Source organism: Nostoc sp. ATCC 53789 (assembly GCF_009873495.1).
GTDB classification, from domain to species: domain Bacteria; phylum Cyanobacteriota; class Cyanobacteriia; order Cyanobacteriales; family Nostocaceae; genus Nostoc; species Nostoc muscorum_A.
This window is the reverse complement of sequence record NZ_CP046703.1, coordinates 2,517,812-2,543,365: the sequence shown is the minus strand read 5'-3', so window position 1 is coordinate 2,543,365 and position 25,554 is coordinate 2,517,812. Positions and strand designations below refer to the sequence as shown.

Annotated in this window: 22 protein-coding genes and 1 pseudogene; 14 read left to right on the top strand and 9 right to left on the bottom strand. The window is 41.7% G+C overall.

Going from position 1 to position 25,554, the window contains the following annotated elements:
* Positions 1-79: 79 nt before the first annotated feature.
* Entirely contained in the window at positions 80-277 is a 198-nt protein-coding gene (locus GJB62_RS10470) for a hypothetical protein (protein WP_114083805.1), read from the bottom strand.
* Positions 278-616: 339 nt separating this feature from the next.
* Here GJB62_RS10470 and GJB62_RS10465 point away from each other — a divergent pair, with 339 nt between their 5' ends.
* On the top strand, positions 617-1,030 hold the full coding sequence (locus GJB62_RS10465) for a hypothetical protein (protein ID WP_114083806.1): 414 nt from the start codon (positions 617-619) through the stop codon (positions 1,028-1,030).
* Positions 1,031-1,184: 154 nt separating this feature from the next.
* Here the strand turns inward: GJB62_RS10465 and dxr are convergent, their stop codons facing one another.
* The gene (dxr, locus tag GJB62_RS10460) at positions 1,185-2,381 is read right to left on the bottom strand and encodes a 1-deoxy-D-xylulose-5-phosphate reductoisomerase (RefSeq protein WP_114083807.1); all 1,197 of its coding nucleotides are present in this window, start codon (positions 2,379-2,381) and stop codon (positions 1,185-1,187) included.
* A gap of 447 nt (positions 2,382-2,828) precedes the next feature.
* On the opposite strand from dxr, the gene GJB62_RS10455 reads away from it, so the two are divergent.
* From GJB62_RS10455 to GJB62_RS10435, 4 genes are all read left to right on the top strand, one after another.
* On the top strand, positions 2,829-4,136 hold the full coding sequence (locus GJB62_RS10455; RefSeq protein WP_114083808.1) for a mannosyltransferase family protein: 1,308 nt from the start codon (positions 2,829-2,831) through the stop codon (positions 4,134-4,136).
* 44 nt (positions 4,137-4,180) lie between these two features.
* Positions 4,181-6,112, top strand: a complete 1,932-nt coding sequence (locus GJB62_RS36965) for an EamA family transporter (protein ID WP_209271490.1) — start codon at positions 4,181-4,183, stop codon at positions 6,110-6,112.
* 269 nt (positions 6,113-6,381) lie between these two features.
* Positions 6,382-7,452 carry a hypothetical protein gene (locus tag GJB62_RS10440; protein WP_245246135.1) on the top strand — a complete coding sequence of 357 codons (1,071 nt, stop codon included), beginning with the start codon at positions 6,382-6,384 and terminating at the stop codon, positions 7,450-7,452.
* Between the two features lie 37 nt (positions 7,453-7,489).
* Positions 7,490-8,755: a glycosyltransferase family 39 protein gene (locus GJB62_RS10435; protein ID WP_114083810.1), complete on the top strand. Its 1,266-nt coding sequence runs from the start codon at positions 7,490-7,492 to the stop codon at positions 8,753-8,755.
* A gap of 88 nt (positions 8,756-8,843) precedes the next feature.
* Here the strand turns inward: GJB62_RS10435 and GJB62_RS10430 are convergent, their stop codons facing one another.
* On the bottom strand, positions 8,844-10,412 hold the full coding sequence (locus GJB62_RS10430; protein WP_114083811.1) for a glycosyltransferase family 39 protein: 1,569 nt from the start codon (positions 10,410-10,412) through the stop codon (positions 8,844-8,846).
* A gap of 77 nt (positions 10,413-10,489) precedes the next feature.
* On the opposite strand from GJB62_RS10430, the pseudogene GJB62_RS10425 reads away from it, so the two are divergent.
* Positions 10,490-11,020: pseudogene (locus tag GJB62_RS10425) on the top strand (DUF2079 domain-containing protein); the annotation flags it as partial.
* 7 nt (positions 11,021-11,027) lie between these two features.
* Complete coding sequence (locus GJB62_RS10420; RefSeq protein WP_114083812.1) at positions 11,028-11,594, top strand: hypothetical protein; 567 nt, start codon at positions 11,028-11,030, stop codon at positions 11,592-11,594.
* A 301-nt stretch (positions 11,595-11,895) separates the two neighbouring features.
* Here the strand turns inward: GJB62_RS10420 and GJB62_RS10415 are convergent, their stop codons facing one another.
* The gene (locus GJB62_RS10415; protein WP_069071487.1) at positions 11,896-14,364 is read right to left on the bottom strand and encodes an ATP-dependent Clp protease ATP-binding subunit; all 2,469 of its coding nucleotides are present in this window, start codon (positions 14,362-14,364) and stop codon (positions 11,896-11,898) included.
* A 410-nt stretch (positions 14,365-14,774) separates the two neighbouring features.
* Entirely contained in the window at positions 14,775-15,326 is a 552-nt protein-coding gene (rimI, locus tag GJB62_RS10410) for a ribosomal protein S18-alanine N-acetyltransferase (protein WP_114083813.1), read from the bottom strand.
* Between the two features lie 92 nt (positions 15,327-15,418).
* Here rimI and lysA point away from each other — a divergent pair, with 92 nt between their 5' ends.
* The 5 genes from lysA to GJB62_RS10385 all read left to right on the top strand — a co-directional run bounded on the left by lysA (position 15,419) and on the right by GJB62_RS10385 (position 19,627).
* Entirely contained in the window at positions 15,419-16,858 is a 1,440-nt protein-coding gene (lysA, locus tag GJB62_RS10405) for a diaminopimelate decarboxylase (RefSeq protein ID WP_114083814.1), read from the top strand.
* 352 nt (positions 16,859-17,210) lie between these two features.
* The gene (gene cdaA, locus GJB62_RS10400) at positions 17,211-18,134 is read left to right on the top strand and encodes a diadenylate cyclase CdaA (protein ID WP_114083815.1); all 924 of its coding nucleotides are present in this window, start codon (positions 17,211-17,213) and stop codon (positions 18,132-18,134) included.
* Positions 18,131-18,880 (top strand): isoprenyl transferase, encoded by a 750-nt coding sequence (locus GJB62_RS10395; protein WP_012412222.1) that lies wholly within the window; start codon positions 18,131-18,133, stop codon positions 18,878-18,880. Before cdaA ends, GJB62_RS10395 begins: the two co-directional genes overlap by 4 nt.
* A gap of 79 nt (positions 18,881-18,959) precedes the next feature.
* Positions 18,960-19,199 carry a hypothetical protein gene (locus GJB62_RS10390; RefSeq protein WP_012412223.1) on the top strand — a complete coding sequence of 80 codons (240 nt, stop codon included), beginning with the start codon at positions 18,960-18,962 and terminating at the stop codon, positions 19,197-19,199.
* Between the two features lie 8 nt (positions 19,200-19,207).
* Positions 19,208-19,627 carry a putative toxin-antitoxin system toxin component, PIN family gene (locus GJB62_RS10385; protein WP_245246134.1) on the top strand — a complete coding sequence of 140 codons (420 nt, stop codon included), beginning with the start codon at positions 19,208-19,210 and terminating at the stop codon, positions 19,625-19,627.
* Positions 19,628-19,668: 41 nt separating this feature from the next.
* Here the strand turns inward: GJB62_RS10385 and GJB62_RS10380 are convergent, their stop codons facing one another.
* Both GJB62_RS10380 and GJB62_RS10375 read right to left on the bottom strand, forming a co-directional pair.
* Positions 19,669-19,941 carry a DUF3143 domain-containing protein gene (locus tag GJB62_RS10380; protein ID WP_012412225.1) on the bottom strand — a complete coding sequence of 91 codons (273 nt, stop codon included), beginning with the start codon at positions 19,939-19,941 and terminating at the stop codon, positions 19,669-19,671.
* A gap of 31 nt (positions 19,942-19,972) precedes the next feature.
* A complete protein-coding gene (locus tag GJB62_RS10375; protein WP_114083817.1) occupies positions 19,973-20,497 on the bottom strand; it encodes a J domain-containing protein in 525 nt (174 codons plus the stop codon).
* Positions 20,498-20,636: 139 nt separating this feature from the next.
* On the opposite strand from GJB62_RS10375, the gene GJB62_RS10370 reads away from it, so the two are divergent.
* The gene (locus tag GJB62_RS10370) at positions 20,637-20,978 is read left to right on the top strand and encodes a type II toxin-antitoxin system Phd/YefM family antitoxin (RefSeq protein ID WP_114083818.1); all 342 of its coding nucleotides are present in this window, start codon (positions 20,637-20,639) and stop codon (positions 20,976-20,978) included.
* On the opposite strand, the gene GJB62_RS10365 is transcribed toward GJB62_RS10370, so the two are convergent.
* Entirely contained in the window at positions 20,950-21,948 is a 999-nt protein-coding gene (locus GJB62_RS10365) for a J domain-containing protein (RefSeq protein ID WP_114083819.1), read from the bottom strand. The two genes, GJB62_RS10370 and GJB62_RS10365, sit on opposite strands and share 29 nt — an antisense overlap.
* Positions 21,949-22,059: 111 nt before the next feature.
* Positions 22,060-24,168, bottom strand: coding sequence for a molecular chaperone DnaK (gene dnaK / locus GJB62_RS10360; protein ID WP_114083820.1), 2,109 nt, complete (start codon positions 24,166-24,168; stop codon positions 22,060-22,062).
* Positions 24,169-24,485: 317 nt separating this feature from the next.
* Here dnaK and GJB62_RS10355 point away from each other — a divergent pair, with 317 nt between their 5' ends.
* Positions 24,486-25,334 (top strand): M28 family peptidase, encoded by an 849-nt coding sequence (locus GJB62_RS10355; RefSeq protein ID WP_114083821.1) that lies wholly within the window; start codon positions 24,486-24,488, stop codon positions 25,332-25,334.
* The last annotated feature ends 220 nt before the right edge of the window (positions 25,335-25,554 follow it).

The window sequence follows — 25,554 nt, the reverse complement described above, 5'->3', positions numbered from 1 at the left end:
GCAGTACGCTGTGTCAGAGTTTAACTATCCTTAATAAGCTCAAGTAGGGGCAATTCATGAATTGCCCCTACTTGTATTTTTACTTGCCGCTTTGGATATTTGATAAACTTTGAGTAAACTGCATGATGTGATGCCAAATATCTTGTGGAGTAATGCCAAAACTAATGTTTAATAAAATCAGAATTGCGGCAATGGTTAATGCGTTCTTCAGAGTGGCTTTCAACAACTTCCACAATATTACGAAGACAATCCAAGCTACAATCAACGTAGCAATCATAATATATAAATTCCTTAACAATAGCCCTTACCTGAGAGGATATTTATTCAGAAAGGGTAATTTTATCTGAACTAAAAATTATTAGTGCTAAAGCTATTAGACCTAATTTGGAATAGCTATTAAAGCCAAGATTTTTCGTCTAACTGTGCCAATGTTATATTATCTGAAAATGAGACAATAATTCAGATGAGAGGAAACTTATTTGGCAATTTGGCAGAATTTATGCAATATTTTTTACTGGTAAGTTTGTATTAATAGTTACAACAATATAATAGTTATATTTTTAGAAGGATATATCCTGTTTGATTTCTAAGAATCAAAAAGCTCAAAGTAGAACGTATGACCGCAAAAATATATACCAAACTTGGAAAGTGGTACAGCCTAGTATATTTATTGTTGGTTGCCCTAGCTTGTGCAACTGGTGCAATGATAAATTGGATTATAACTCGAAGTCAGACTGCTGGTGGTGAGACATCTTTTGCTACAACATTTTTTCTAGCGATCGCTTCTATTGTGGCGGTTGCCGCAATAGTTGGAATATTTCAAGAAAAGATGTGGGCAAAATGGATTACACTTGGAATCTATAGTTGGTATATTATTGGTAATATTCATTCAATCATCCAGCCATCTTTATTAAGCTCATTGGAAACAGATGCAAGAGGCTTTAAAGTAATGCAGCTAATCGCTTTACTTTTCCCGGTTTTAGGAATTATTTTCTTATTAGAAAAGCCAAAGACAAATGTCTCTAGTTAATCAATAAATTTATCAGATAAAGAGTCTAATAACACATGGCAAAGGATGTCCAAAAATGAATTTAGCTGTTAGCCTTCAGGCTAATGCTGAAGGCTAAACAAAAATTGGTCAAGAACCAGAAAATCTGCCTTTTGGGTATCTGAATTAAAGGTTTTTATCGCAAAGAAATTATCCGTGGGTGAGCTTCTAACTTTTCAGTCGTTGTTAAAACTTCTTGTCTTGCCCATTTATCTGCTGCCAAGATGTCATCTAAAGAGGGATTTGCACGGTTATCATTTTGATGGCGATCGCACACCCATTCGATACACCGGGGAATATCTAAAAAGCGAATTTTTTCATCTAAAAATAAAGCTACAGCTTGCTCATTTGCAGCGTTTAACACAGCTGGCATCGAACCACCAGCTTTACCTACAGCATAAGCCAACTGCATACAAGGATACTTTTGGTGATCTGGTTCCCGGAAGGTTAAATTTCCAGCTTTGACTAAATCTAGCCGTTCCCAGTTGGTATAGATGCGATCGGGCCAAGATAGAGCATACAGTAAAGGTAAGCGCATATCCGGCCAACCGAGTTGGGCTAAAACGGAAGTATCTTGCAGTTCAATCAGCGAGTGAATAATACTTTGGGGATGAATGACAATTTCGATATTGTCATAATCCAACCCAAACAGGAAGTGAGCCTCAATTACTTCCAGTCCTTTATTCATCAAAGTAGCAGAGTCTACTGTGATTTTGCGTCCCATCGACCAATTAGGATGCTTGAGAGCGTCAGCAACGGTTACATCTGCTAACCTTTCTACATCCCAGTCGCGGAAAGCCCCACCAGATGCAGTGAGCAAAATTTTCCGCAAGCCAGATTTTGGCACACCTTGGAGACATTGAAAGATTGCCGAATGTTCGGAATCGGCTGGGAGTAATTTTACACCGTGTTTTTCGACTAGGGGTAGAACCACAGGGGCCCCAGCAATCAGGGTTTCTTTGTTCGCTAAGGCAATATCTTTACCAGCTTCAATAGCTGCGATCGTGGGTAGTAAACCAGCACAACCAACGATCCCAGTGACAACAGTTTGAGCATCGCCATAGCGAGCTACTTCTATCACTCCAGCCTCGCCTGCTAGTAGAATCGGTTGGGGATCGAGGTCAATGATAGCTTCTTTGAGCGCTGGTAATTTATCTTCTGAGCAAATTGCTGCTATTTTCGGTCGAAACTGCCGAATTTGAGCAGCCAACATCTCTACATTATTCCCAGCTGCCAATCCCACAATCCGAAACTGATCTGGGTACTGAGTGACAATATCTAAAGTCTGAGTACCGATAGAACCAGTGGAACCAACAAGAGTAATCGCTTTCACAATTGCTTAAGGATTTACAGACAACTCCCACTATAAATTGCTGGGGACTCTTTAATAACAGCAATGACTATAATCGATACACTGACGCAGACGAGGAGAGACGCGGGGAGGGGGAGATCGGGGATACAAAGGGAAATTTATCCATGCTTTTTTCGCTGCGCCAACCCCAATCTGTTGATTTTAACTCGATAGACTGCTAGCCATAAAGCTCAACTTTCATATAACTAGACAAAAAATGTACTTATAAATACTATATTTTTAAAGATAAACTTCTAGAGAATTGGCAAAAGTAACCAAATAGGAAATAATTTCAATTAATTGCTAATTTGTCCAGTTTGTTAATTATGTTGGTGGAGGATTTAATATGCAAAATGTTACTCATAAATTGCTGTGTTACAGCCATAGGTAAAAGGATGCAGAAAGGAGTTTGTTGAAGTACTCAACCCTATGGTCAAAGTTCAAATAGTTATAAAAAAAGTTTTATGGAAAAATGATTTCCTGTTTCCAGCAGCAATATGGCTTGCCAGTCGAATATTCATCTGGACTGCTATGTTGCTGGTTGCACCAAAATTACCGTTACCACCAGAAGAATTTTTGCCTCATTTTGGCTGGGGGGTTTTTGATGCCTGGGATAGTATGCATTATCGAGCGATCGCAACTTCTGGATATGAATTTGTGAATGACGGTAAGCAACATAATCTTGCCTTTTTTCCCCTGTTTCCCTTAAGCATCTGGGTTTTGATGAAGCTGGGCTTGCCGTTTGAATTAGCAGGTACGTTAGTCAACAATCTGGCATTTTTCGCAGCGCTTTACTGTTTGTATTTTTGGGTTAAGGAGCATTATGGCATCAATGCGGCGCACTGGACTACTGCTGTAGTTTCTTTATATCCATCATCCATGTTTACGGGGGTGGTTTACACAGAGGGGCTGTATTTGTTTTTGAGTACATCGGCTTTGCGGGCGTTTGATCAAAAGCAGTATGGCTGGACTGGGCTTTGGGGGGCGATGGCGACAGCAACACGTCCCACAGGTATGGCACTAATTCCAGCATTAGCGATCGCAGCGTGGAAAGAACGCCGACCACCCATAGCCTATATTGCTGGTTTTGTTACCGCCATTGGCATACTTCTATTCAGTTTTTATTGTGCGATTTATTTTGGCAACCCTTTAGCTTTTATCGAAGCACAACGAGGATGGCGGCCCAATCTGGGGTTTGATTGGCAGGGTTGGTTAAATATGCTGATGCAAATTATAGTTGGCACAAAAAACTGGCAATATGGTTGGATTCAAAAACCATCTGGCGGGATTGTAGACCCCTGGTATCTCTTGTTATTAGGCGTGATTTTTACCAGTGCCTATCTTTTATGGCGTTTCCGTCAACGTTTTAGTTCTCTAAAATTATTCTATGGTTTTTATGCTTTAGTCTTATTTTTGTTGATTCTAGCGAGTGAAGAGTGGATCAATAACTTGCTCAACTTGTTTATGGTTTTGGGTGGTAGCTATGTGTTATGGCGCTTACGCACGCAACTTACCGCAGTTACAGTTATCTATGGCTTTTGCGGTATTGGTTTGCTGCTAGCTTCGGGGGGTACTATCTCCTTGAGCCGTCTCGCTTATGGTATTGTGCCTTTGAATATAGCCATTGGTGTGCTGCTATCTCGCCATCCTCGTCAGGGATATTTAATCTTGGGTGCTTTTATGACACTACTAGCCAAAATAGCTATAGGATTTGCCCAAGAACGTTGGGTTGGTTAGAGGTTTGATTCTTTATTGGTGAGAAGTTGAATTTAAATTTCCTAATGAATGTATCCAATCAAAGGAAGATAGCCCTAGCTGCATTATTTATTGGTGTAGGTGCTATATCTTTTGGCTCTATTTTCGTGAAATTGAGCGAAACTCAACTCAGCCCCAATGCCACTGTATTTAATCGCTTGTGGCTTGCTAGTGTGTTCTTCTTGCTCTGGAACGGATACAAGGCTATACGTCAGCGACTTTCCTTAGACAAACCTGAAGAACAGCAATCCTACACTAGCCAGGATCTCTGGCTATTGGGAAGTGCTGGGATATTTTGGGCTGGCACTTTAGTCTCTTTGGCTTGGTCTTTGACTGAAACTAGCGTTGCGATTTCTAGTGTTTTACATAATCTCGCCCCCATATTTACTAGCTTAGGGGTGTGGCTGTTATATCGTAAGAGTTTTGAGAGCCAATTCCTGATTGGGATGGTCATCGCCCTTGGGGGAGCGATCGCTATAGAATTTGAGGAGTTGCAAATCGCCACAGACGAAGTTCAAGGGGGCTTTGCTGCGATCGTTTCTGCAATTTTCTTGAGTGTATATCTGCTAATCGTAGAAAAATTACGAACTAAATTTTCTCCAGCCACAATCCAGTTGTGGATCAGTGCGATTAGTGCCCTAGTCATCTTACCCATACTTTTGTTTACTCAAGATCAGCTTTTTCCTTCTACAACCAGTGGGTGGCTTTGGGTCATTTCCCTAGCGTTGATCTGCCAAGTTTTAGGTCATGGGCTTTTGACCTATTGCCTTGCCAAGTTTTCCTCTGTGGTTGTTTCATTGGTGCATCTTTTAGAGCCAGTATTTAGCGGCATTTTCGCTCTGATCATATTTTCGGAAAAATTGACTTTCTCAAATTGGGTAGGTTTCGCTGTAGTTTTAATGGGTTTATACTTAGCCGTATCTAGCCAAGGTGTTGTTAATTTCCCGATCCAGAAATTAGTCACAAATATAGTTAACACTTTCGTTAAAAGTATGACGAGCAAACTGTCATTACTAAAGCAACAATTCTCTGAAACACCAGCTTTATTAGGAACTGCATCATTATTATTTGCCCTAATTCCTATATCTTTAGCACCATCTCTGACTAAATTATGTCAACAAGAAATTGGTGCAAATGCTGTAGTATTTCATCGCAGTTGGATCGCCACAATTGTCTTTGCCCTGTGGAATTTACTTGAAGCTTTCCGCAGCCAAAAGTCTGAGAATGAACCTATAGAAAATGAGCCTTTTACCAGTCAAGAAGTGTGGCTATTGTTGGCAATGGGAACCTCTGCTGGAACCTACCTTCTTTTGTGGGCTTGGTCGCTGAGTCAAACGAGTGTTGCTAATGTTGCTTTACTCTCTAATTTGAACTCCTTATTTGTTGCTTTGGCTGGGTATGTGTTATTCGGTCGGCGCTTCGATAACAGATTCGTGATTGGACTGGTCATAGCCTTGGCGGGTGCGATCGCATTTGAACTCAATAAGGTGCAATTTGCAACTGACCAAATACTGGGTGATACCTTAGCATTGTTAACTGCCATTTTCATGGCTACGTGTATGCTGCTGATAGAACGACTCCGAACCCGGTTTAGCACCGCAACTATCATGCTGTGGCGCTGTGGAGTGACAACGATGTTTCTACTACCAGTACTCCCATTCCTCGAAGATCGATTGTTACCCTATTCCTGGACGGGTTGGTTTTTCATCATTTTCCAAGCCCTCTTCTGCCAAGTATTGGGTCAGGGACTTTTAGCTTATAGCCTCAGCAGAATCTCTTCTAGCGTCGTCGCCGTCACACTTCTCCTCGAACCAGTCTTGGCTTCCATTTTTGCTTGGTTCATTTTTTCAGAACAAGTAGGTTTGTTTGACTGGGCGACTTTCGCCGTAGTTTTAGTGGGTATCTATCTAGCGCAATCTAGCCAATCCACTGTTCAAATAACAAACGAAGGATCGTAGGATGGGGCGAACATAATTCCCTAACACACAAAAACCATGAAAAATCAAGAGTTTTAACCCCACGAGATCGAGAAAATTTTGTGTAACCGCGATTTCTAATCGCTTCCTCTTGATTGAATATTTCGACACCGCCAACTTGACTGATACAATTTATAACGAAAACTTCCGGCAATACATTATTAAAATTGGTGAAACATCAGTTCAATAGGCTGTTAAACTCTTTCCCATCCCAGGTTAATAGATACTTTACTATTGGCATTATCTTAGCAGTGGTAATTCGATTAGTTTTTGTTCCGAGTAAATCGCTTGATTATAAATATTTTTTAGAGCCTTGGTATGATTTCATTGCATCTCATGGCGGCTTCAGCGCTCTAAAATATAGTTTTGCCGATTACACACCCCCTTACCTCTACTGGATTTTAATCTCTGCCACCCTGCTGTCTGGATTGCCTAAAATCTTCGCAATCAAGCTTTTTGCTATAACTGTTGATTTTCTTTGTGCCTTTTTTACTTACAAAATTGTCAAACTAAAATACCCAGAAGGGAAAATACCAATCTTTGCTTTTTTGGCAGTTATATTAAGTCCAAGTGTTATTTGTAATAGTGCCATCTGGGGACAATGTGATGTTATCTATACAACAGGATTGATTGCCTGTATTTATTTTTTATCTCTTCAGAAACAAGTTTTAGCATTAATTAGCTTTGGCATAGCACTTTCTTTTAAGTTCCAAGCTATGTTTTTAGCACCTTTATTATTAATAATGTTACTTAAAAAAAGAATTTATTGGTATTATTTACCATTGATTACATTAGTATATGTAGTTTTAATATTGCCAGCTTGGTTTGCAGGCAGACCAATGTCAGAATTGCTGCTAATATACTTTAACCAAGCTAATAAATATAAAGAACTCACTAAAAATGCACCTAATATTTATCAATGGATTCCCAGTAATTTTTATAATATTGTTGTTCCTATAGGTTTAGCCTTAACTATATCTGCAATATTTTTATTTGCATACATTGTTTATAAAAGTAGACTAGAAATTACTCAAGACAGGCTGATACACTTAGCGACAATATCAGTTTTCTTTATGCCATATATCTTACCCAAGATGCACGACAGATATTTCTATCCTACCGATATATTTTCTCTGATCTTTGCCTTTTACTTTCCTCAATATCGTTGGGTAGCTATCGTAGTGCAAATGTCCTCATTTTTTGGCTATTTGGGAACTCCTATATATATACAGTTCTTTTCTATACCTTTAGGTTTTACACTCTGGTTTGTTGTACGAAATTGTGACATGATTTATCCAAAATTCAAAGCTGAATTTTTCTAACGCATCAATAAAAAGTTAATGTATCTATTTAAAAGAAATGAATATAGAGAAAAAATTTTTGCCGGATGGCTTATTTTTTGTCATAGTAATGTGGCTATCTAGTAGGCTTCTAATAGCTATCGCAATGTTACTGATTGCTCCATTATTTCCAGCCCCATCTAATAGCGTTGCTGCTACGTTTAGTTGGGATGTTTTTTATGCTTGGGATAGTGTTTGGTATGAGAAAATTATGACTTATGGTTATGATTTCTCTAGTGACGTAAAGGAAATACACACGGTTGCATTTTTTCCTTTATTTCCTTTATTAAGTCGTATAGTTATGTTGATTGGCTTTTCTCCTAAAGTAGCAGCTATATTAGTTAATAATTCGGCTTTTTTAGCTACCTTAATAATACTTTATCGTTGGGTACATGAGCATTACGGCACAAGGACAGCACGATGGGTAACAGCTACTTTAGTATGGTGTCCCTATTCTCTTTATGGAACCGTAATTTACACTGAAGGTCTATTTTTGTTATGTACCACATCTGCATTACGAGCTTTTGATAAAAAGCAATATATTTGGGCAGGATTTTGGGGAGCATTATCTACAGCCACACGATTACCTGGAGTTGCTCTTATACCAGCTTTTCTGTTTGTTTCTTGGAAAGAACGTAGAGGGATAAAAGCCTATATTGCCAGTTTAAGTGTTGGTTTGGGTATATCTCTGTATAGCCTTTATTGTCAAATTAAATTTGGCGATGCTTTGGCCTTCATCCATGCACAAAAAGCGTGGCGTGGTGATGCAGCAGGATTTGCTTGGCAGGGTTGGTGGCAGATGCTGATGCAAATTACGATAGGTTTCACTAATTTTAAAGCTGGCTATATTAAAGACCCTTTGCATCCGTTATTATTGTTAATAATTATTGGTAGTGCCTGTTTATTATGGCGCTTTCGTTTACATCTGGGGATGGTTAAATTCCGCAATGGAATATGTTTTTTATGGCTATTGTTGTGGTTATTGGCAGGAGATGAATTACTAAAAATCCCACTAGTTTTTGGTGGGATATATTTACTATGGTTATCACGCGCTAAAATTCCCCTTGTTACTGTTGTCTATGGGTTTTCTTCCTTGGCTTTAATTTTAAACACTGGAATTACAGCCTCGGCCGAACGCTACGCTTATGGTATTGTATCGCTGTCAATGGCATTTGGATTATTACTTGCCCGTTATCCTCGTTGGGGATACCCAATCATGTACTTTTTTGGAATACTAATGTTGACATTCTCTATTCGATTTGCCCGCGATCTTTGGGTAGCTTAATTTGATTAATATTATTTATTAGTGTTTTATCGATAAATAAGATACCTGACTGATTTCAAAAGTCGGGTATCTGTAGCTTTTGGTATAATTAATTTTTAATAATTAGTGTAAATTCGTTAGTTGCTCCTAGAATTTTACTACCAGTTAAATTTATTTGCTGTAAAGCCCCATTATCTAACAGCAAATAAGATTTATTTGATAACATTTTTTGTAGAAGTGGCACAGTTGTAGCAGTTACCTTGCAATCGCTATAAAAATCTAAACTGGGACGGCCATAAGCAAAAGAGGTGTAAATTTGTGTTCCTGGTGAAACATTTGCCCGAATTAATGCTGCTACTGGCTTGACTGGAAAAGCTTCATTCAATTCCCAAATCCATGATTGCGAACTTACCAACAGGGTTAACACTAAATACATGCCTGTAAATAACACTGGAATAAAGTTGCGATCGCGCTGTTTAACTAGCCATGCTGCGATGCCCATACTTATTATCAAAACAATGCTCATGACTATCAAAATAGGCTGTTTCTTAATAAAAAAGTAAACACAACCTCCGAAACCAGCAATAGAAATAATACCCAAAAATATTGTCCAGCTTCGCACTCGAAAATGACGATTCTGCCAAACTTCGCTCAAATTAGCACCAATTGCCAAGGCTAAGAATGGATATACAGGCATGACATACCACGGAAGCTTAGTTCTCATAAAAGAAATAGTTCCTAAGTAAATAATTATGACCAAAAGAACTAGAGAACCCCAAGTTTCATAACGTTTTTTCCAAGCTAGATAAAGCCCTCCAGGTAAAAATAACAGCCAGGGAAAACCATATTTGAGTAATTCTAATAAATAGTACCAAACAGGCCCGCTATTACCTTCAACAGTTTGTGTAAGGCGGTCAAAAGCTTGTGCTTGAAAATGCACCTCTAAAAAAGTATTACCATAATGTTGCCATTGAGCAAGATACCAAGCGATCGCAGGAGCATTTCCTAATAAAATTCCTATCCATAAATAGGGGCTTTTCAACAAAGCTAATTGTCGATCTGCAAGTAAGAATAAACAGGCGATCGCCCCCAATAATAAAACTATCGTTCCCTTAGTCAGAATAATTAACCCTAGACAAAATCCCACGCCTAGAGCATATTTTCGATTCTGACGTGCCTTTAAAAGACAAAATAACAACAATAAGAAAAAAGAAATAGTCATCCCATCTAACATTGCCAGTCGTCCATGACGCACCACAGGCAACATTGTCAAGTAAACTAAAGCAGCAAATAGAGCAGGTAAATTTTGTTTAAAAGCCAAACACCCCACTAAATAAAGCAAAGGCACACCCAAGGCAGTTAAAATCGCACCAGGTAAGCGTGTGGTTAACTCTTGCACTCCTCCTAGTTGGTAGCACAAAGCAATTAACCATTGCATCAAAGGCGGTTTTAATAAAAATGGTTCTCCCTGAAGGGTGGGATAAAGCCAGTTACCAGTCCGGTAAATTTCTCTGGCGACTAGAGCGTAAGTGCCTTCATCCCAGTCTCGTAAAGGGGAATTTCCCAAAAATATTAGCCATAGAACTAGAGATATTACTAGCAAGCTAAATAACCATTTTTTTGGTGCGAAAATTATAGTTCTTTTTGTGAATAGCTTTACAATATTTGGGCGATACATTTAAGGCTGATTAGGGTAGTGAATAATATTGCTAATTATGTATCTAAAATACTCACGATGAATACTTTTTTGATGGCATGAGAAAAAAACTGAATCAGCTTGGTTATCTCGGTTGGATAATTGGCGTGAGTGCCTTAATTTTGTTTGGGTGCAGCAGCTTACGACACGAGTTGTTTCAATCAACTGCTTTTGATTTGGGGATTTTTGACCAGGCAATTTATTTAATTAGTCAAGGGCAACCGCCTATTAGTTCTTTCATGGGTTTTCATATTCTCGGCGATCATGCTGCTTGGATATTCTATCCCTTAGCTTTACTCTATAAAATCTACCCTAGTGTTTACTGGTTATTTGCTGTGCAGGCATTTGCTTTGGCATTAGGCGCTTTGCCGACTTGGTATCTAGCCCGCCAAGCTGGACTGAAAGAAAACTAAGCAATAGCGATCGCATTTGTATATCTGCTGTATCCGTTGGTGTTTAACGCCAATCTATTTGATTTTCACCCAGAAGTGATCGCTGTACCACTACTTTTAGCGGCGGTTTTAGCAGCACGATTAGGTCAGGTAGGATGGTTTTGTTTGAGTATTATCTTAGTCTTGGATAGTCGAGTATGCAATTATGTTAAGAGAAGTTTTGTTGGCGTTGGCGCAGCCCGCCGTAGGCATCGCTACTTTTGTTGTTCCCTTGACTAGTTACACCCATAATCAAGTAACTGCTACCACTACTTACTATCAAATTTCTCAGAATACTAATAATCAATCAACAGGAATAACTATTGAACGTCTAGGAATAGGTGGAGTAAAACTTTCTATGTCCGAGACACAAGTCAGAAAAATTTTAGGTAAACCTGTAAAAGTAGAAAATGGTTTTATACCTGCTATTGGTAAAATTCGTACTCTTAAATATGCAGGCATCACACTTGATTTAGATGAAGGTGCTAAACCAGGTAACTTTACTGTTTATCAAATTAAAGCAACTAGTTCTAAATATTCGACCATAGATGGACTAAAAGTAGGTGACAGACAATCAAAAGTGATTAGAACCTATGGAAAAACTGAAATATCTCAAGATGGTAAAGTTACCAATTTAAATTATATAGTTGAAGAACCCAGCCCTGGAGGTTTAAATTTTTCTGTTGAAAAAGGTAAAATAACAGAAATTTTCTGTTTTTATCTGATGAATTAAGCAATTTTTACAATTAAGCACCAATGCAATTTTAATCGCCTCACTTCATCTACAGAAATCTCCCAATTCAATTTCATAACTTCTAAATAACTATCAAAATTGGATCAGGAAAGCTAAAACTATTCAATTGTTACCAATCCACCCTCGATAATAGTGAACAATATACTACCGCAGACCAAATGCTACTAGATCCAAATTTGAAGTAGTTAATGAATATTTAGTGAATAAAAAACGGTAGAGTATTTATTGCTCTACCGTTTTCTAATTTTTTATTTGAGATTTAAATCCCAAACCCTAAATCTTACTCAACACCTTGGGGTAACAATTCCCGACGCTGTTGAGAACTAACTTGGACAATGCCATTTTCATCCACATCAACAAGGGCTGTATCGCCATCTTTGATACGACCAGACAGAATTTCTTCTGCTAGGCTATCTTCTAACAGGCGCATAATTGCCCGACGTAATGGCCTTGCACCGTAGCTGGGACTGTAACCTTCTTGGATCAAACGATCCTTGAAGCGGTCTGTGACTTCTAAGGTGATACCCTTTTCCGTCAGACGACCAAATACTTCCTTGAGCATAATTTCGGCGATTTGGGTCACTTCCGGCTTGTTCAACTGACGGAAGACGATAATTTCATCGAGTCGGTTGAGGAACTCTGGACGGAAGTACTGCTTGAGTTCTTCGTTGACTAAAGAGCGAATCCGGTTGTAAGTTGACTCGCTGGCATCTTCGGAGAATTCAAAGCCGATACCGCTACCGCCTTTTTCAATTACCTTAGAACCAATATTGGAAGTTAAAATCAGCAAGGTGTTCTTGAAGTCTACCGTGCGACCTTTGGCATCAGTTAACCGACCGTCTTCCAAAATTTGCAACAGCATGTTGAAGACATCGGGGTGCGCTTTTTCGATTTCGTCGAACAACACCACGGTGTAAGGTCGCCGCCGCACGGCTTCAGTCAGCTGACCACCTTCGTTATAGCCAACATAACCTGGAGGGGAACCAATCAGCTTGCTGACGGTGTGACGCTCCATGTATTCGGACATATCTAAGCGGATCATCGCTTCTTCGGAACCGAAGAAGTAAGCAGCTAAGGATTTCGCCAACTCGGTTTTACCCACACCAGTAGGCCCAGAGAAGACAAAGCTAGCTATGGGTCGATTGGGATTCTTCAAACCGACACGAGCGCGACGAATTGCCCGTGAAACTGCTTTCACAGCTTCATCTTGACCAATTAAACGCTGATGCAAGGTATCTTCCATGTGCAGCAGCTTTTCAGATTCAGATTCGGTGAGTTTGTTCACCGGTACCCCAGTCCAAGAAGCGACAATGTGGGCAATGTCTTCTTCTGTAACTACAGGTTCTTCACCTTCTGTACCAGTTGCATTGGTCTTGCTTTGAGCGATCGCTCGGATTTCGGCTTTGATTTCCATTTCGCGATCGCGCAGTTCTCCAGCTTTGTCAAAGTCTTGAGAGCGCACTGCATCATCTTTTTCTTTTAATATCTGACGCAGTTCTTTGTCTAACTCTTTGGCTGCGGGTGGCAGTTGGGAGTTAATCAAGCGCACTCTAGAACCAGCTTCATCAACTAAGTCGATGGCTTTATCTGGGAGGAAGCGATCGCTAATGTAACGGTCTGATAACTTCGCCGCCGCCACTAATGCTTCGTCGGAGATTTTCAGTTTATGGTGTTGCTCGTAGCGTTCGCGCAGACCATATAAAATTTCAATTGTTTCATCAACTGTAGGTTCACCAACCATCACTGGTTGGAAACGCCGCTCTAGCGCTGCATCTCGCTCGATGTGCTTCCGGTATTCATCTAAGGTTGTAGCTCCGATGCACTGCAACTCACCTCTGGCCAAAGCTGGTTTGAGGATATTCGCTGCGTCAATAGCACCTTCGGCTGCACCTGCACCAATTAAGGTGTGTACCTCATCAATCACGAGAATGACATTACCCGCAGAGCGGATTTCATCCATGATTTTTTTCAAGCGTTCTTCAAATTCACCCCGGTACTTGGTTCCTGCTACGAGCAAACCAATATCCAACGTGACGACGCGTTTATCTTCCAGGATGTCAGGGACATCTTTGGTGGCAATGCGTGAAGCTAAACCTTCAGCGATCGCAGTTTTACCAACCCCTGGTTCCCCAATCAGCACTGGGTTATTTTTGGTTCGGCGACCCAATATCTGGATCACCCGCTCAATTTCCTTGGCGCGTCCCACCACTGGATCGAGCTTATTGTCTATCGCCATCTGGGTCAGGTTTGAGCCAAATTCATCCAGAGTTGGGGTTTTTGTGCGCCCGGATGAGCCGCCTGGTGAAACTTCGGCAGTTTCTCCCAACATACGGATGACTTGGGTTCTTACCTTAGATAGATCCACACCGAGGTTTTCTAGCACCCTGGCTGCGACACCTTCCCCTTCGCGGATTAGGCCCAACAGCAGATGCTCGGTGCCAATGTAGTTATGCCCCAGTTGGCGTGCTTCTTCCAAGGAGAGTTCTAGAACTCGCTTTGCCCGTGGCGTAAACGGAATTTCCACGGCAACAAAGCCTGATCCCCGTCCTATAATTTTTTCAACTTCAATTCGGGCATCTTTAAGATTGACGCCCATCGATTTCAGCACCTTGGCAGCCACTCCAGTGCCTTCGCCAATCAGACCCAGGAGGATCTGCTCGGTTCCGACAAAGTTGTGACCTAAACGGCGGGCCTCTTCTTGGGCCAGCATGATTACCTTAATGGCTTTTTCTGTGAAGCGTTCAAACATGGCATTTTTCCCATCACCTGCGGTCGTGCCGGTATGCTGATTTTAGCACAGGCAAAGCTTTTGGATGCCTGTATAACAGATTATAGACATCCTGAAGCTATGACTTTAGTTGATGGGCTAATTGTTAACTATTGACTGCTTTTATTCGGCTAGTGTACTGAGGAGCTTTAGTTCACCAGCGTTTTTGGGACTTTTTGAGATTTATTACAAATAGCTGACTGCTTATATTGAGAGTTTTTTACTTAATCCCAAACATCTACATATACCACATACACTTGTAAATATCAAGCAGAATAGGCTTATATAGATTTCACTTATAGCTCGTTCATTATCTATAGAATATTTAAATCTAATTAAGCGCAGCAAAGTTGCTTTTTTTGCTGAAGGCGATCGCAAGCCTTTAATTCCAACTACTTAAAAAGTAAATGCCAAGAGGATTTGCTAAGGCGATCGCTGATTGTGGCATACCACTGGTCTAAAGTTGTTTGAAATTTGGAGTGTTGTAAATCGGGGAGCCAAAGGATTAGCGCATCCTCACCGTTATCTTGGTAGTAACCCCGCCGCCGTCCGGCTGTTTTGAAGCCAAATTTTTGATATAAAGATATTGCCGCCAAGTTGGAAGCTCGGACTTCGAGGGTAGCTCGCTCCATTCCGCGATCGCAAGCTGTCTTAAGGAGTGAATATAGTAAAGCCGCACCCAAACCTTGACGGTGATATTGGGGATGAACCGCCAAAATTGTAATGTGGGCTTCCTCTAAAATTGACCAAAAGCAACCCATTCCTAACAAACTAACGTTGGAGAATGGGGAAAATAAACCGAGTAAATCGCTGTTGGGGCTATCCAATTCTCGTTTGTAGCCTTCCATTGTCCAAAGTCCGCCAAAACAGGCTTGATCTAGTTCCAGAATTGCACTGAGATTATCTGGTGTCAGTAATTTAATTTCTAAGTCTAATGAGATCACATTTATTGAATAAGATTACAAACCCTTTGTAAACTGGGAATCGGGAGACGAACTCAAAGCCCGTAATTTGAACAAGGACAACTTTTATATTTATGGTATCGACTCACCCCACTGGGGTTCAACATTCTGGAAGTCAATATTTACCTCAAAGGCGCGACACTAACCCAAATCTCTCGCCTAATCAGGAACTTTTACCCCTAACTGCTAGAGTTCATAATCATGACTCCCTAGAAATTGGTGGATGTGATGTCACAACCCTAGTTAAGCAATTTGGTTCACCTTTATATATTTTAGATGAAGAAACCCTGCGTTCAGCTTGTCAGCAATACCGAGATGCTTTCAAGCAGTACTACAAGGGCGAATCTCAAGTATTGTACGCCTCAAAAGCTTGGAATTGTTTAGCAGTTTGTGCGATCGCGGCATCAGAGGGTTTAGGAATCGATGTAGTTTCTGGTGGCGAACTTTACACCGCCTTGCAAGCAGGTGTTAGTCCTGAGAAAATCTACCTTCATGGAAATAATAAATCTCGTGAAGAATTAATTTTAGCGATCGAGTCTGGTGTCACCATTGTGGCGGATAACTGGTATGAGTTGCGTACTCTTGTGGAAATAGCAGGGGAGCAGGGGAACAGGGGAGCAGGGGGAGAAAATGTTACCTCATCCCCTCTCCCTATACGTATCATGCTACGGCTAACTCCCGGTATTGAATGCCATACTCACGAATATATCCGCACGGGACACTTAGATAGCAAATTTGGCTTTGATCCCAACGATTTAGATGAAGTATTTACCTTTGTCAGTCAACAACCCACCCTTGACTGCGTAGGGGTACACGCTCATATTGGTTCCCAAATTTTTGAGCGCCAACCGCATCAAGATTTAGCTGCTGTCATGGTGCAATGGCTACGAGATGCCGGAAAGTATGGTTTAAATATTACAGAGTTAAATGTTGGCGGTGGTTTGGGGATTAAGTATACAGAATCAGACGATCCTCCCAGCATTGAAGAGTGGGTGAAGGCAATTTGTGAAGTTGTCCAAGAAGCCTGTGCGGTCGAAAATCTGCCTTTGCCGAAATTACTGAGTGAACCAGGGCGATCGCTAATTGCCACAGCTTGCGTCACTGCTTATACTATTGGTTCATCCAAAGTTATTCCAGAAATTCGTACCTACGTAGCGATCGATGGGGGAATGTCCGATAATCCTCGCCCGATTACTTACCAATCAGTTTATCGGGCAGTAGTTGCCAATAAAATGTCTTCTCCTTTAACTCAAACAGTCACAATTGCTGGTAAACATTGTGAATCAGGAGATATTCTGATTAAAAATGCACTACTCCCAAAGACTGAACCAGGAGATATTCTCGTAGTTATGGGAACTGGTGCGTACAATTACAGTATGGCATCTAACTACAACCGCTTGCCCCGACCGGCAGCAGTTGTGGTGGCGAATGGCGAAGCGAATTTAATTTTGCAACGTGAAACTTATCAAGACTTAATTCGACAAGATAGCCTACCAGAAAGGCTGAAAATTTAGTCATTTGTCCTTGGTCATTGGTGAGCCAGCACGGTCTTCTCCCAAAGGGAGAGGCTAGCGCCAAGGGGGTTTCCCCCATCAGTGACTGGCGTTAGCGCAGCGCTAGCGTTAGCGCAGCGTCTCGTAGAGAGGCACGAGCGTCACCCGTAAGGGTCATTAGCTAGGAGCTAAACCCCGTCTATTTTGAAACCTAGAGTTTTTGAAGAGAGTATATTATTCTGTCGTGGCTTGAGTTTTGAACTTTAGCCTCATTACAAAAAACTACGGTTTTCACAGTAGACGCGGTTTAATAACAAATGACAAATGACAAATGACTAACTGTAATTAGAGGCAAAAGTGTAATCCAGATGTCATGAGAGATTGGTGGAAGCAATGGCTGATAAACCTGGGGTGGTCACAGTCCTTGCTGCTTGGGACTCTGGATATTGTGTTAGTGCTGGCGCTGACTTACATGATACTAGTTATTATTAGTGAGCGCCGAACACTGTGGATGGTGCGGGGATTCATTATCTTAATGCTAGCCTCAGCACTAAGTGGCAGATTAGGACTACCTCTTTTAAGTTTTGTACTAGAAAAGTTGGTGATTGGTTGTGCTGTAGCGATGGCAGTTGCTTTACAGTCAGAGTTTCGGCGGTTTTTGGAGCAATTGGGGCGTGGCGAATTCCGCCAGTTGTTTCAACCCGATCGGCTGGCAATCCCCAAATCTGATAGTGTAATTGATGAAATTGTTGAGGCTGTTAAAGAATTGTCAAAAAACCGGATTGGAGCTTTACTAATTGTGGAAACCACAGGGCCAATTGATGAGCGAGATTTTTCTGTGCCAGGAGTAAAGCTAAATGCGGAGGTTTCTAAAGAACTAATCCAGACAATTTTTCAGCCGAAAACTTTGTTACACGATGGAGCGACATTAATCCGTGGCTCACGGATCGTATCATCGGGTATAATTTTACCACTTTCGGGACGCACAGCCTCGCGCCAGTTGGGAACACGCCACCGGGCGGCAATGGGAATTACTGAGCGGGTCGAAAATTGCATTTGTGTCGTTGTATCTGAAGAAACGGGTTCCATTTCCTTAGCGGAACGGGGAACCCTAAATAGACCACTGACGATTAAAAAACTAAAAGAGTCATTAGAGGCTCTTTTGTCACCAACCGTGGATAGGGAAGCTGTTGCTCCTGGTCTGTTGAGTTTTGTTCGTCGGATAGGTGGGAAGACACTAGCACTGGTTTCACGTTTACTCGGATTACCATCGACCGCTTCTCGAGATAAAAAATGACAGCACAACAAACTAAACTGCAAGATTTGCCTACTGACTTAAAACGAGAACTATTGCCGCAGCACGTTGCGGTGATTATGGATGGCAATGGTCGATGGGCTAAACGTCAGGGTCTACCTCGAATTATGGGTCATAAGCGAGGAGTCGATGCTCTTAAGGATTTACTCCGTTGTTGTCAGGATTGGGGGATTCAGGCGCTGACAGCTTATGCTTTTTCAACGGAGAATTGGAAAAGACCGCAGGAAGAAGTGGATTTTTTGATGACTCTGTTTCAAAGAGTTTTGCGCCAAGAACTGCGGGAAATGGTCGAAGAGAATGTTCAAATTAAGTTTGTCGGAAATTTGCAGGCTCTGCCACGATCGCTCCAGCAAGAAATATCCCGTTCAATGGAAGAAACCAAGGATAATCGCGGTATCCGGTTTTCAGTGGCAACTAATTATGGCGGACGGCAGGAAATTTTACAAGCTTGTCAGGCGATCGCAAAACAAGTCCAGCAAGGTCTGCTACAACCCGATGAAATTAATGAACAAGTGTTTGAAAGCCACTTGTATACAGCCGGAATTACTGACCCAGATTTGTTAATTCGCACCAGTGGAGAAATGCGCCTCTCAAATTTCCTGCTCTGGCAAATGGCTTATGGAGAAATTTACATCACTGATGCTCTCTGGCCCGATTTTGACCGGGCCGAGTTTCACCGCGCCTTGTGTGCCTACCAGCAACGGGAGCGGCGGTTTGGTAAAGTTTAAAATATTACGTTTATTAAGTCGCTAAGATGAGTTAGCGAAGCTACAAGATTGGCGATCGCACTACAATTTAATAAACTCAATGATGGCTATTGATATGGTATCGATTCCTATCACCCTGGAACAACTCATTACGGCTGTGCAACAGTTGCAACCAGAGGAACGGGCAGAGGTTGCCAGAGCGTTGGTTTTAGTGGATTTACGTTCAGATTTGAGGGCTTTAATTCAAGAACTTTATGCTCAACCCCCGGTTGATGATATTACAGATGAAAATATCATGGCTGAAATTAAGGCTGTGCGCCAGCAATCTCACCAAACATGAAGTTTCGAGTGGTCATCGACACTAACATTTGGATTCGTATTTTGCTCAAAGGCCGAGTTACATTGCCCATATTGGAAGCATTTAATGAGGACAAATTCCAGTTGGTGATGAGTCAACCCCTAATGGAAGAACTGCATCTAGTTTGGAATCGCCCCCGGTTAAGAGAACGGATTAATCCAAGTATTGCTATTCAACTTGAACAGCAGTTGCAGTACCGAGCAATATGGATTGAGTTGGAAACGGTTCCACCTAATTGTCGAGATCCCAAAGATTTAGCTGTACTTGCTACGGCTATTGATGGTCAAGCAGAGATTATTGTGTCTGGGGATGATGATTTACGTGCTGATGATGAGTTAAGGGCAGTAATGGCAACTTATGGCATCCGATTGCTGGGTGTTCATTCTTTTTTGAACGTGATTGCGGCTTAATTTCCCTACCTTTTTACCGTGAACTGAACTCAGCACTTCACTTATGGCCCAGAAAACACAGCTTGTTCTACATCATCCCGACTGAGAGAATATTTGAACGAGCGTTGGATATCTTGTCCATTTTCCCCAGATTGGACATATCGCACTACGATTTGCTCAACGTCGAGCCATAGTTCAGCTTGCCAACTAGGCCGTTGCACATGCCAGCAATGCCTCTGGGTTTCGTCTTGTTTACAGCCTTGGTCTTTTAGCCACTGTTCAATTTGTGGCAAGGGATGATTATATAAGGGCGTATCTGAGGGAAGAAGAGGCATAGGAATTTGGGATTTTGGATTAGGAAATTTTTTAATTTTTAATTACCATAAGGGTAATTAGTTGCGATATATGGTTAATTTGCTGTTGTACAGATGGAGTTGACTGTAGCAAACGGGTTTGAAAAGCAGCATCACCACGAGTTAGACCAATGGCAACTGCTAATAACAAACAACCTACAAATGTTAACACCAGCATAAATAAAGCAAAAATTTCGCCAGATGATAAGGGGCGATCGCTAGGATCGAGGTAAGCTGATTTTGACCAGTCATGAGAACGCGAGACGGGATGATTCAAGTCAGGGGGTGGTTGAATCACTCCAAATCGGGAATAGCCAATTTTTAAATCGTAGCTTAACCGCCGTTCTGGATGGCTAAGGGTGGCGTAGGCTTCATTGATTTGCTGAAATTTGGAAGTGGCGATCGCAGTAGGCAAGTCTGTAGTATCAGGATGATAGCGTTTGCTCAGTTCTCGATAAGCGCGACGAATATCAATTACTGATGCCGAGGGATGCAGTCCTAGCAGGGAGTAATAAGTTGATTTACTGCTTTGTGGCATTGCCCCGTTATGATTCACGGCTGTTTGAGTCACTTTGCTCAAAGATATTTTTTATATTTTAAATCCTTTGTGAATTGCAGAAGACACAGCAGGTCTAGCATTTGATAAGATATCTTAATAAAGCATTTAATTAGATGCGATGCAGATCAAAATTAATCTCGAAAATATTCAAACTCTTACCGACTTTAAGCGTAATGCCAAAGATTACTTAGAACGGATCAAGGTCACTAAGTCTCCGATTGTACTAACGGTGAATGGAAAAGCTGAGGTTGTGGTGCATGAAGCGCAAGCGTTTCAACAGATGATAGATGAACTCCAGCGCCTTGAAGAAGAACTGCAAAAACTCAAGTTAGAAGCATTACGCAGTCAGATTGACATTGGTATTAAGCAACTCGATAGTGGAGAGTATACTGAATATCACGACGAGTCACTTCCAGCTTTTTTTGCAAATATTAACGTATTAAATCAGCACGGGGTTTAAAAGTTTCAATTTGCCGTAACTTTTCGTACAATTCCTGTTCTTCTTGATTGATATTTTTCGGTGTAACTATTTGAATTTCTACTAATTGATCGCCACGTTTACCGTCATCGCCGGGGTAGCCTTTATTCCCTAGTCGGAATTTTTGACCAGACCTAACTCCTGGAGGAATGGTCATTTTCACTGGGCCATCCAAAGTTGGTGCTTCTACCTGTCCTCCTAAAACAGCTTCGCTGGGAGTAACTGGTACTTGGCAAAGAATATTTAAACCTTCTAGCTTAAATAATGGATGAGGCTCAACGGTAATTTTTAAGTATAGATCGCCACCACCAACACCTTGGTTTCGCAAACGGATGGTTTGACCTGTTACCATCCCTAGTGGCATATTAACTTCTAGCGATCGCCCATCTTCCAAACGAATGCGTTCATTACCACCTTGATAAGCTTTTTCCAGTGGTAGCGTTAATCTGGCTTCTATATCTCGACGCGTTGTCCGAGGTGGAGTGTTAACTGTATAGGCAACTTTTGTTCTGGGGGAACGAAACGGATCGCTAGTATTGCCATTAGTAGACGACTTACTGGCCCCACTCTTATTTTTGACACCGATAACTTGATTAATAAAGCTTTCAAAGTCGGAGAATTGGCTTGGATCTACTTCCTGATTACCGTTGCGATCGCTAGCGCCACTTTGCCAAGTTTTAGCCTTTGGCGTTTGTTTGTTGCCTGCAAAGCCTTTTTGCTTCCAGTAGCGGCTAAACTGGTCGTATTGCGATCGCTTGGCTGAGTCTGAAAGGACTTCATAAGCCTCGCCGATATCCTTAAATTTTTCCTCAGATTCTTTGTTACCCGGATTTAGATCGGGGTGATATTGTCTTGCTAACCGCCGATAAACCTTTTTAATTTCCTCACCAGAAGCGTCTTTAGATACTCCTAAAATTTCGTAGTAATCGCGGAAATTCGGCAAATTTTGCATAGTTCAGTTATTTAAATTTTAAATTACTTAGTAGTTATGAATTATGAGTTAGGAGTTGAAAGATTTAATTTTAAACTTCTCACTCCTAACTCCTAACTTTTATTAAAAGTACTACAACCAATCATTGTCATCTTCATCATCCCAGTTATCTTGGTAGCTGGGACGGGCTTTGCGTGGAGGACGGCTTTCATAAGATGAAGAACGACTGTCTCGGCTATTATTATCTCGGCCATAGTCTCGGCTATTGTCTCGGCCATAGTCTTTACCGTAATCTCTGCCATAGTCCTTACCAAATGAATCGCGTTCCCGATATGTATCTCTAGGAAATTCGCGTTCTTTATCCTTATCACCGCCAGTAAAAATGTCACGGATAGTACCTAACAAATCGTCATCTTCATCTTCAGCATAAGTCTGACGGACTTCCCGATTTAGCTCATAGAGAGCATCTTGCAAATCGGCGTAGGCTTGATCGATACCGCGATCGCTATTTTCCTTCAGACTTTCTTTTAAGTCTCGGCAAATATTATCAATTCTTTGGCGACGGCTGCGGGCAAACTGCATACCAAATTCAAGCGCAACTTCTCTAAGTTGCCGTTCTGCTTGGAAAATTAATGCCTCAGAACGAGTCCGCTTTTCTACCCTTTCTTTACGTTCGCGATCGACATCGGCGTATTTCTGTGCATCTTGAATCATCCGATTCACTTCTGACTCGTTCAAGGTGGAAGCGCCTTGAACGGTGATACTCTGCTCTCGCCCAGTGGTTCTATCTAAGGCTGTTACCTGTAAAATACCATTAGCATCGATATCAAATGACACCTGAACTTGGGGAATTCCTCGTGGCGCTGGCGGGATACCATACAGCTTGAAACGTCCTAAAGACTTATTGTTTCCTGCCATTTCCCGTTCGCCCTGAACTACGTGAATTTCCACAGTATTTTGGTTATTTTCAGACGTGGAAAAAATGTCAGAACGGCGGACTGGAATGGTAGTGTTGCGGGGAATGAGTTTTTTCATCACGCCGCCGATGGTTTCCAATCCCAAAGAAAGGGGTGTGACATCCAAAAGCAGCACATCTTTGAGTTCGCCTGCAAGAATTCCGGCTTGAATTGCTGCACCCACTCCCACTACTTCATCGGGATTAACGTTTTCGTTAGGTTCTGTACCAATCAAGTCCCGCACTAGCTGTTTCACCATTGGCATCCGTGTAGAACCACCAACTAAGACAACTTCTTCAATGTCTCTAGGTGAAAGTCCGGCATCTTTGAGGGCGCGTTTCACTGGTGTCCGCAATCGCCCTACCAAATCACCACACAAACCTTCAAACTGGGAACGAGTTAAACGAGTTTCTAGATGTTTGGGGCCATCTTCCGTAGCGGTGATGAAGGGTAAGTTAATATCAGTAACGCTGACAGCAGAAAGCTCAATTTTGGCTTTTTCCGCAGCTTCCATCAGACGTTGCAAAGCTTGGCGATCGCGTCTTAAGTCTATTTCTTCAGTTTCCAGAAATTGCTCTGCTAACCAATCTACGATTACTTTGTCAAAGTCATTACCACCAAGTTGCGTATCTCCACTGGTAGCTTTGACCTCAAATATCCCATCGCCCACTTCTAAAATCGACACGTCAAAAGTACCGCCACCCAAGTCGAAGACTAAGATAGTTTCCGTGTCACCCCGATCTAATCCATAAGCTAAAGATGCAGCAGTTGGTTCATTGAGAATCCGCAACACCTCTAAACCGGCAATTCTGCCAGCATCGCGGGTTGCTTGCCGTTGAGAATCGTTAAAATAAGCGGGGACTGTAATCACTGCCCCTGTGACTGGTTCACCCAAATAGCGACTAGCATCGTCTGCCAATTTCTTCAGCACCATTGCCGAAATTTCTTCTGGGGCGAAATCTTTATTGAGACGGGGACAAGCAATTTTAATATTACCTACTTCATCTTTGCGGATGGTGTAGGGTACACGCTTAGAATCTGGACTAAGTTCGGCATATTTGCGCCCAATGAAGCGTTTCACTGCAAAAAAGGTATTTTGGGGATTGAGGACGGTTTGGCGGCGTGCCATTTGCCCAACTACCCTTTCGCCTTCTTTGCTAAAGCCAACTACGGAGGGGGTTGTTCGCATTCCTTCTGCATTGGCAATCACCACCGGCTTGCCACCCTCCATAACGGCGACTACTGAGTTGGTTGTACCCAAGTCGATGCCGACTACCTTGCCCATGCGTTACTCTTCTCCTAAAGTGTCTTATGTATTTATTATGATTGGGCGGAACTACCTCTAGCTTTGTGCTATGGGATGAAAACACCTCAATGGTATAATAGTCATCATTAAGGCAGTGAGCTAAGAAGTGCAGCTAGAGGAGATAGTTGCAAGACTAGGATAGCATTGACGATGATTGCTGTGTCTAAGCAGCCTCAATTCTTGTTATCCGGTTACTTCTATGCACTGAATCTGTAAGTTGCTAAATGCACTTGAAATAATAAATTTCTGCTTCTTTGAGTGCCTGAAAACCTTAATATTACCGCTATTTTAAACATTTGAATTTAACAAAGCGATTACAAACTTCCCTGAGTGCGATCGCGCGAGAACGCGATCCTTACATGGCAACAGCTGGACATTTTTTCGTCCAAGAATACATCCGCCAGGAATTTTCCCAATGGGGGAGTGTGGAAATCCACACCTTTGAAGTCAGGGGTAAAGCTTGTAAGAACTTGATATTAAATTTACCCTCCCAACCTAGAGGGCAAAAAAAAGATTTGCCACCGATTTTAATTGGCGCTCATTATGATGGCGTTCCGGGAACACCTGCGGCTGATGATAATGCCACAGGTGTGGCAGTTTTGCTGGAATTGGCGAGAAAGTTTGCTACCCAACCTATAAGATATCCATTAAGGCTGGTTGCTTTCGATATGGAAGAATACGGCTTACTAGGTAGCGCTGATTATGCAGCTGTGTTGCACCAACAAAAGCAACAGCTACGCTTAATGATCTCCCTAGAAATGCTGGGTTATAAGGATTCTACGCCTGGTTCTCAAAGTTATCCCCCTCCTCTAGAACGCTTCTATCCTGATACAGGTGATTTTATTGCTTTAATTGGTAATTTGCGGACATTGCCTGACTTAATTGGGATGAGCCGTAATATTCGCAAAGCTGGCGTAGCTAGTCAATGGCTACCCGTGCCGAATCGAGGTTTAATAGTTCCCCAAACCAGACTTAGCGATCATGCACCTTTCTGGGATTTGGGTTATCCAGCAATGATGGTGACAGATACGGCATTTTTGCGAAATCCCCATTATCACAAACCTAGTGATGCGATCGCTACTTTAGATTTAGATTTTCTTAGTGGTGTCTGTGAAGGGTTAGAAATTGCGATTCGGCGGTTATGAAAAATATTAGACATATCCAGAAATTAAATATGCGTTATCCAGAACCCTTGTAGAGACGTAGCAGTGCTACGTCTCTACATTATTTTTGCCCAGATTCCCAATTCCCAATTCCCCATTCCCAATGCAGTTGTTACCAATTACCACTTTGTGACTATGAGGATTGTACGAATTGACACGAAACAATGAGGCTAATGAATGCCAAGATCAAAAAAAGAATGCC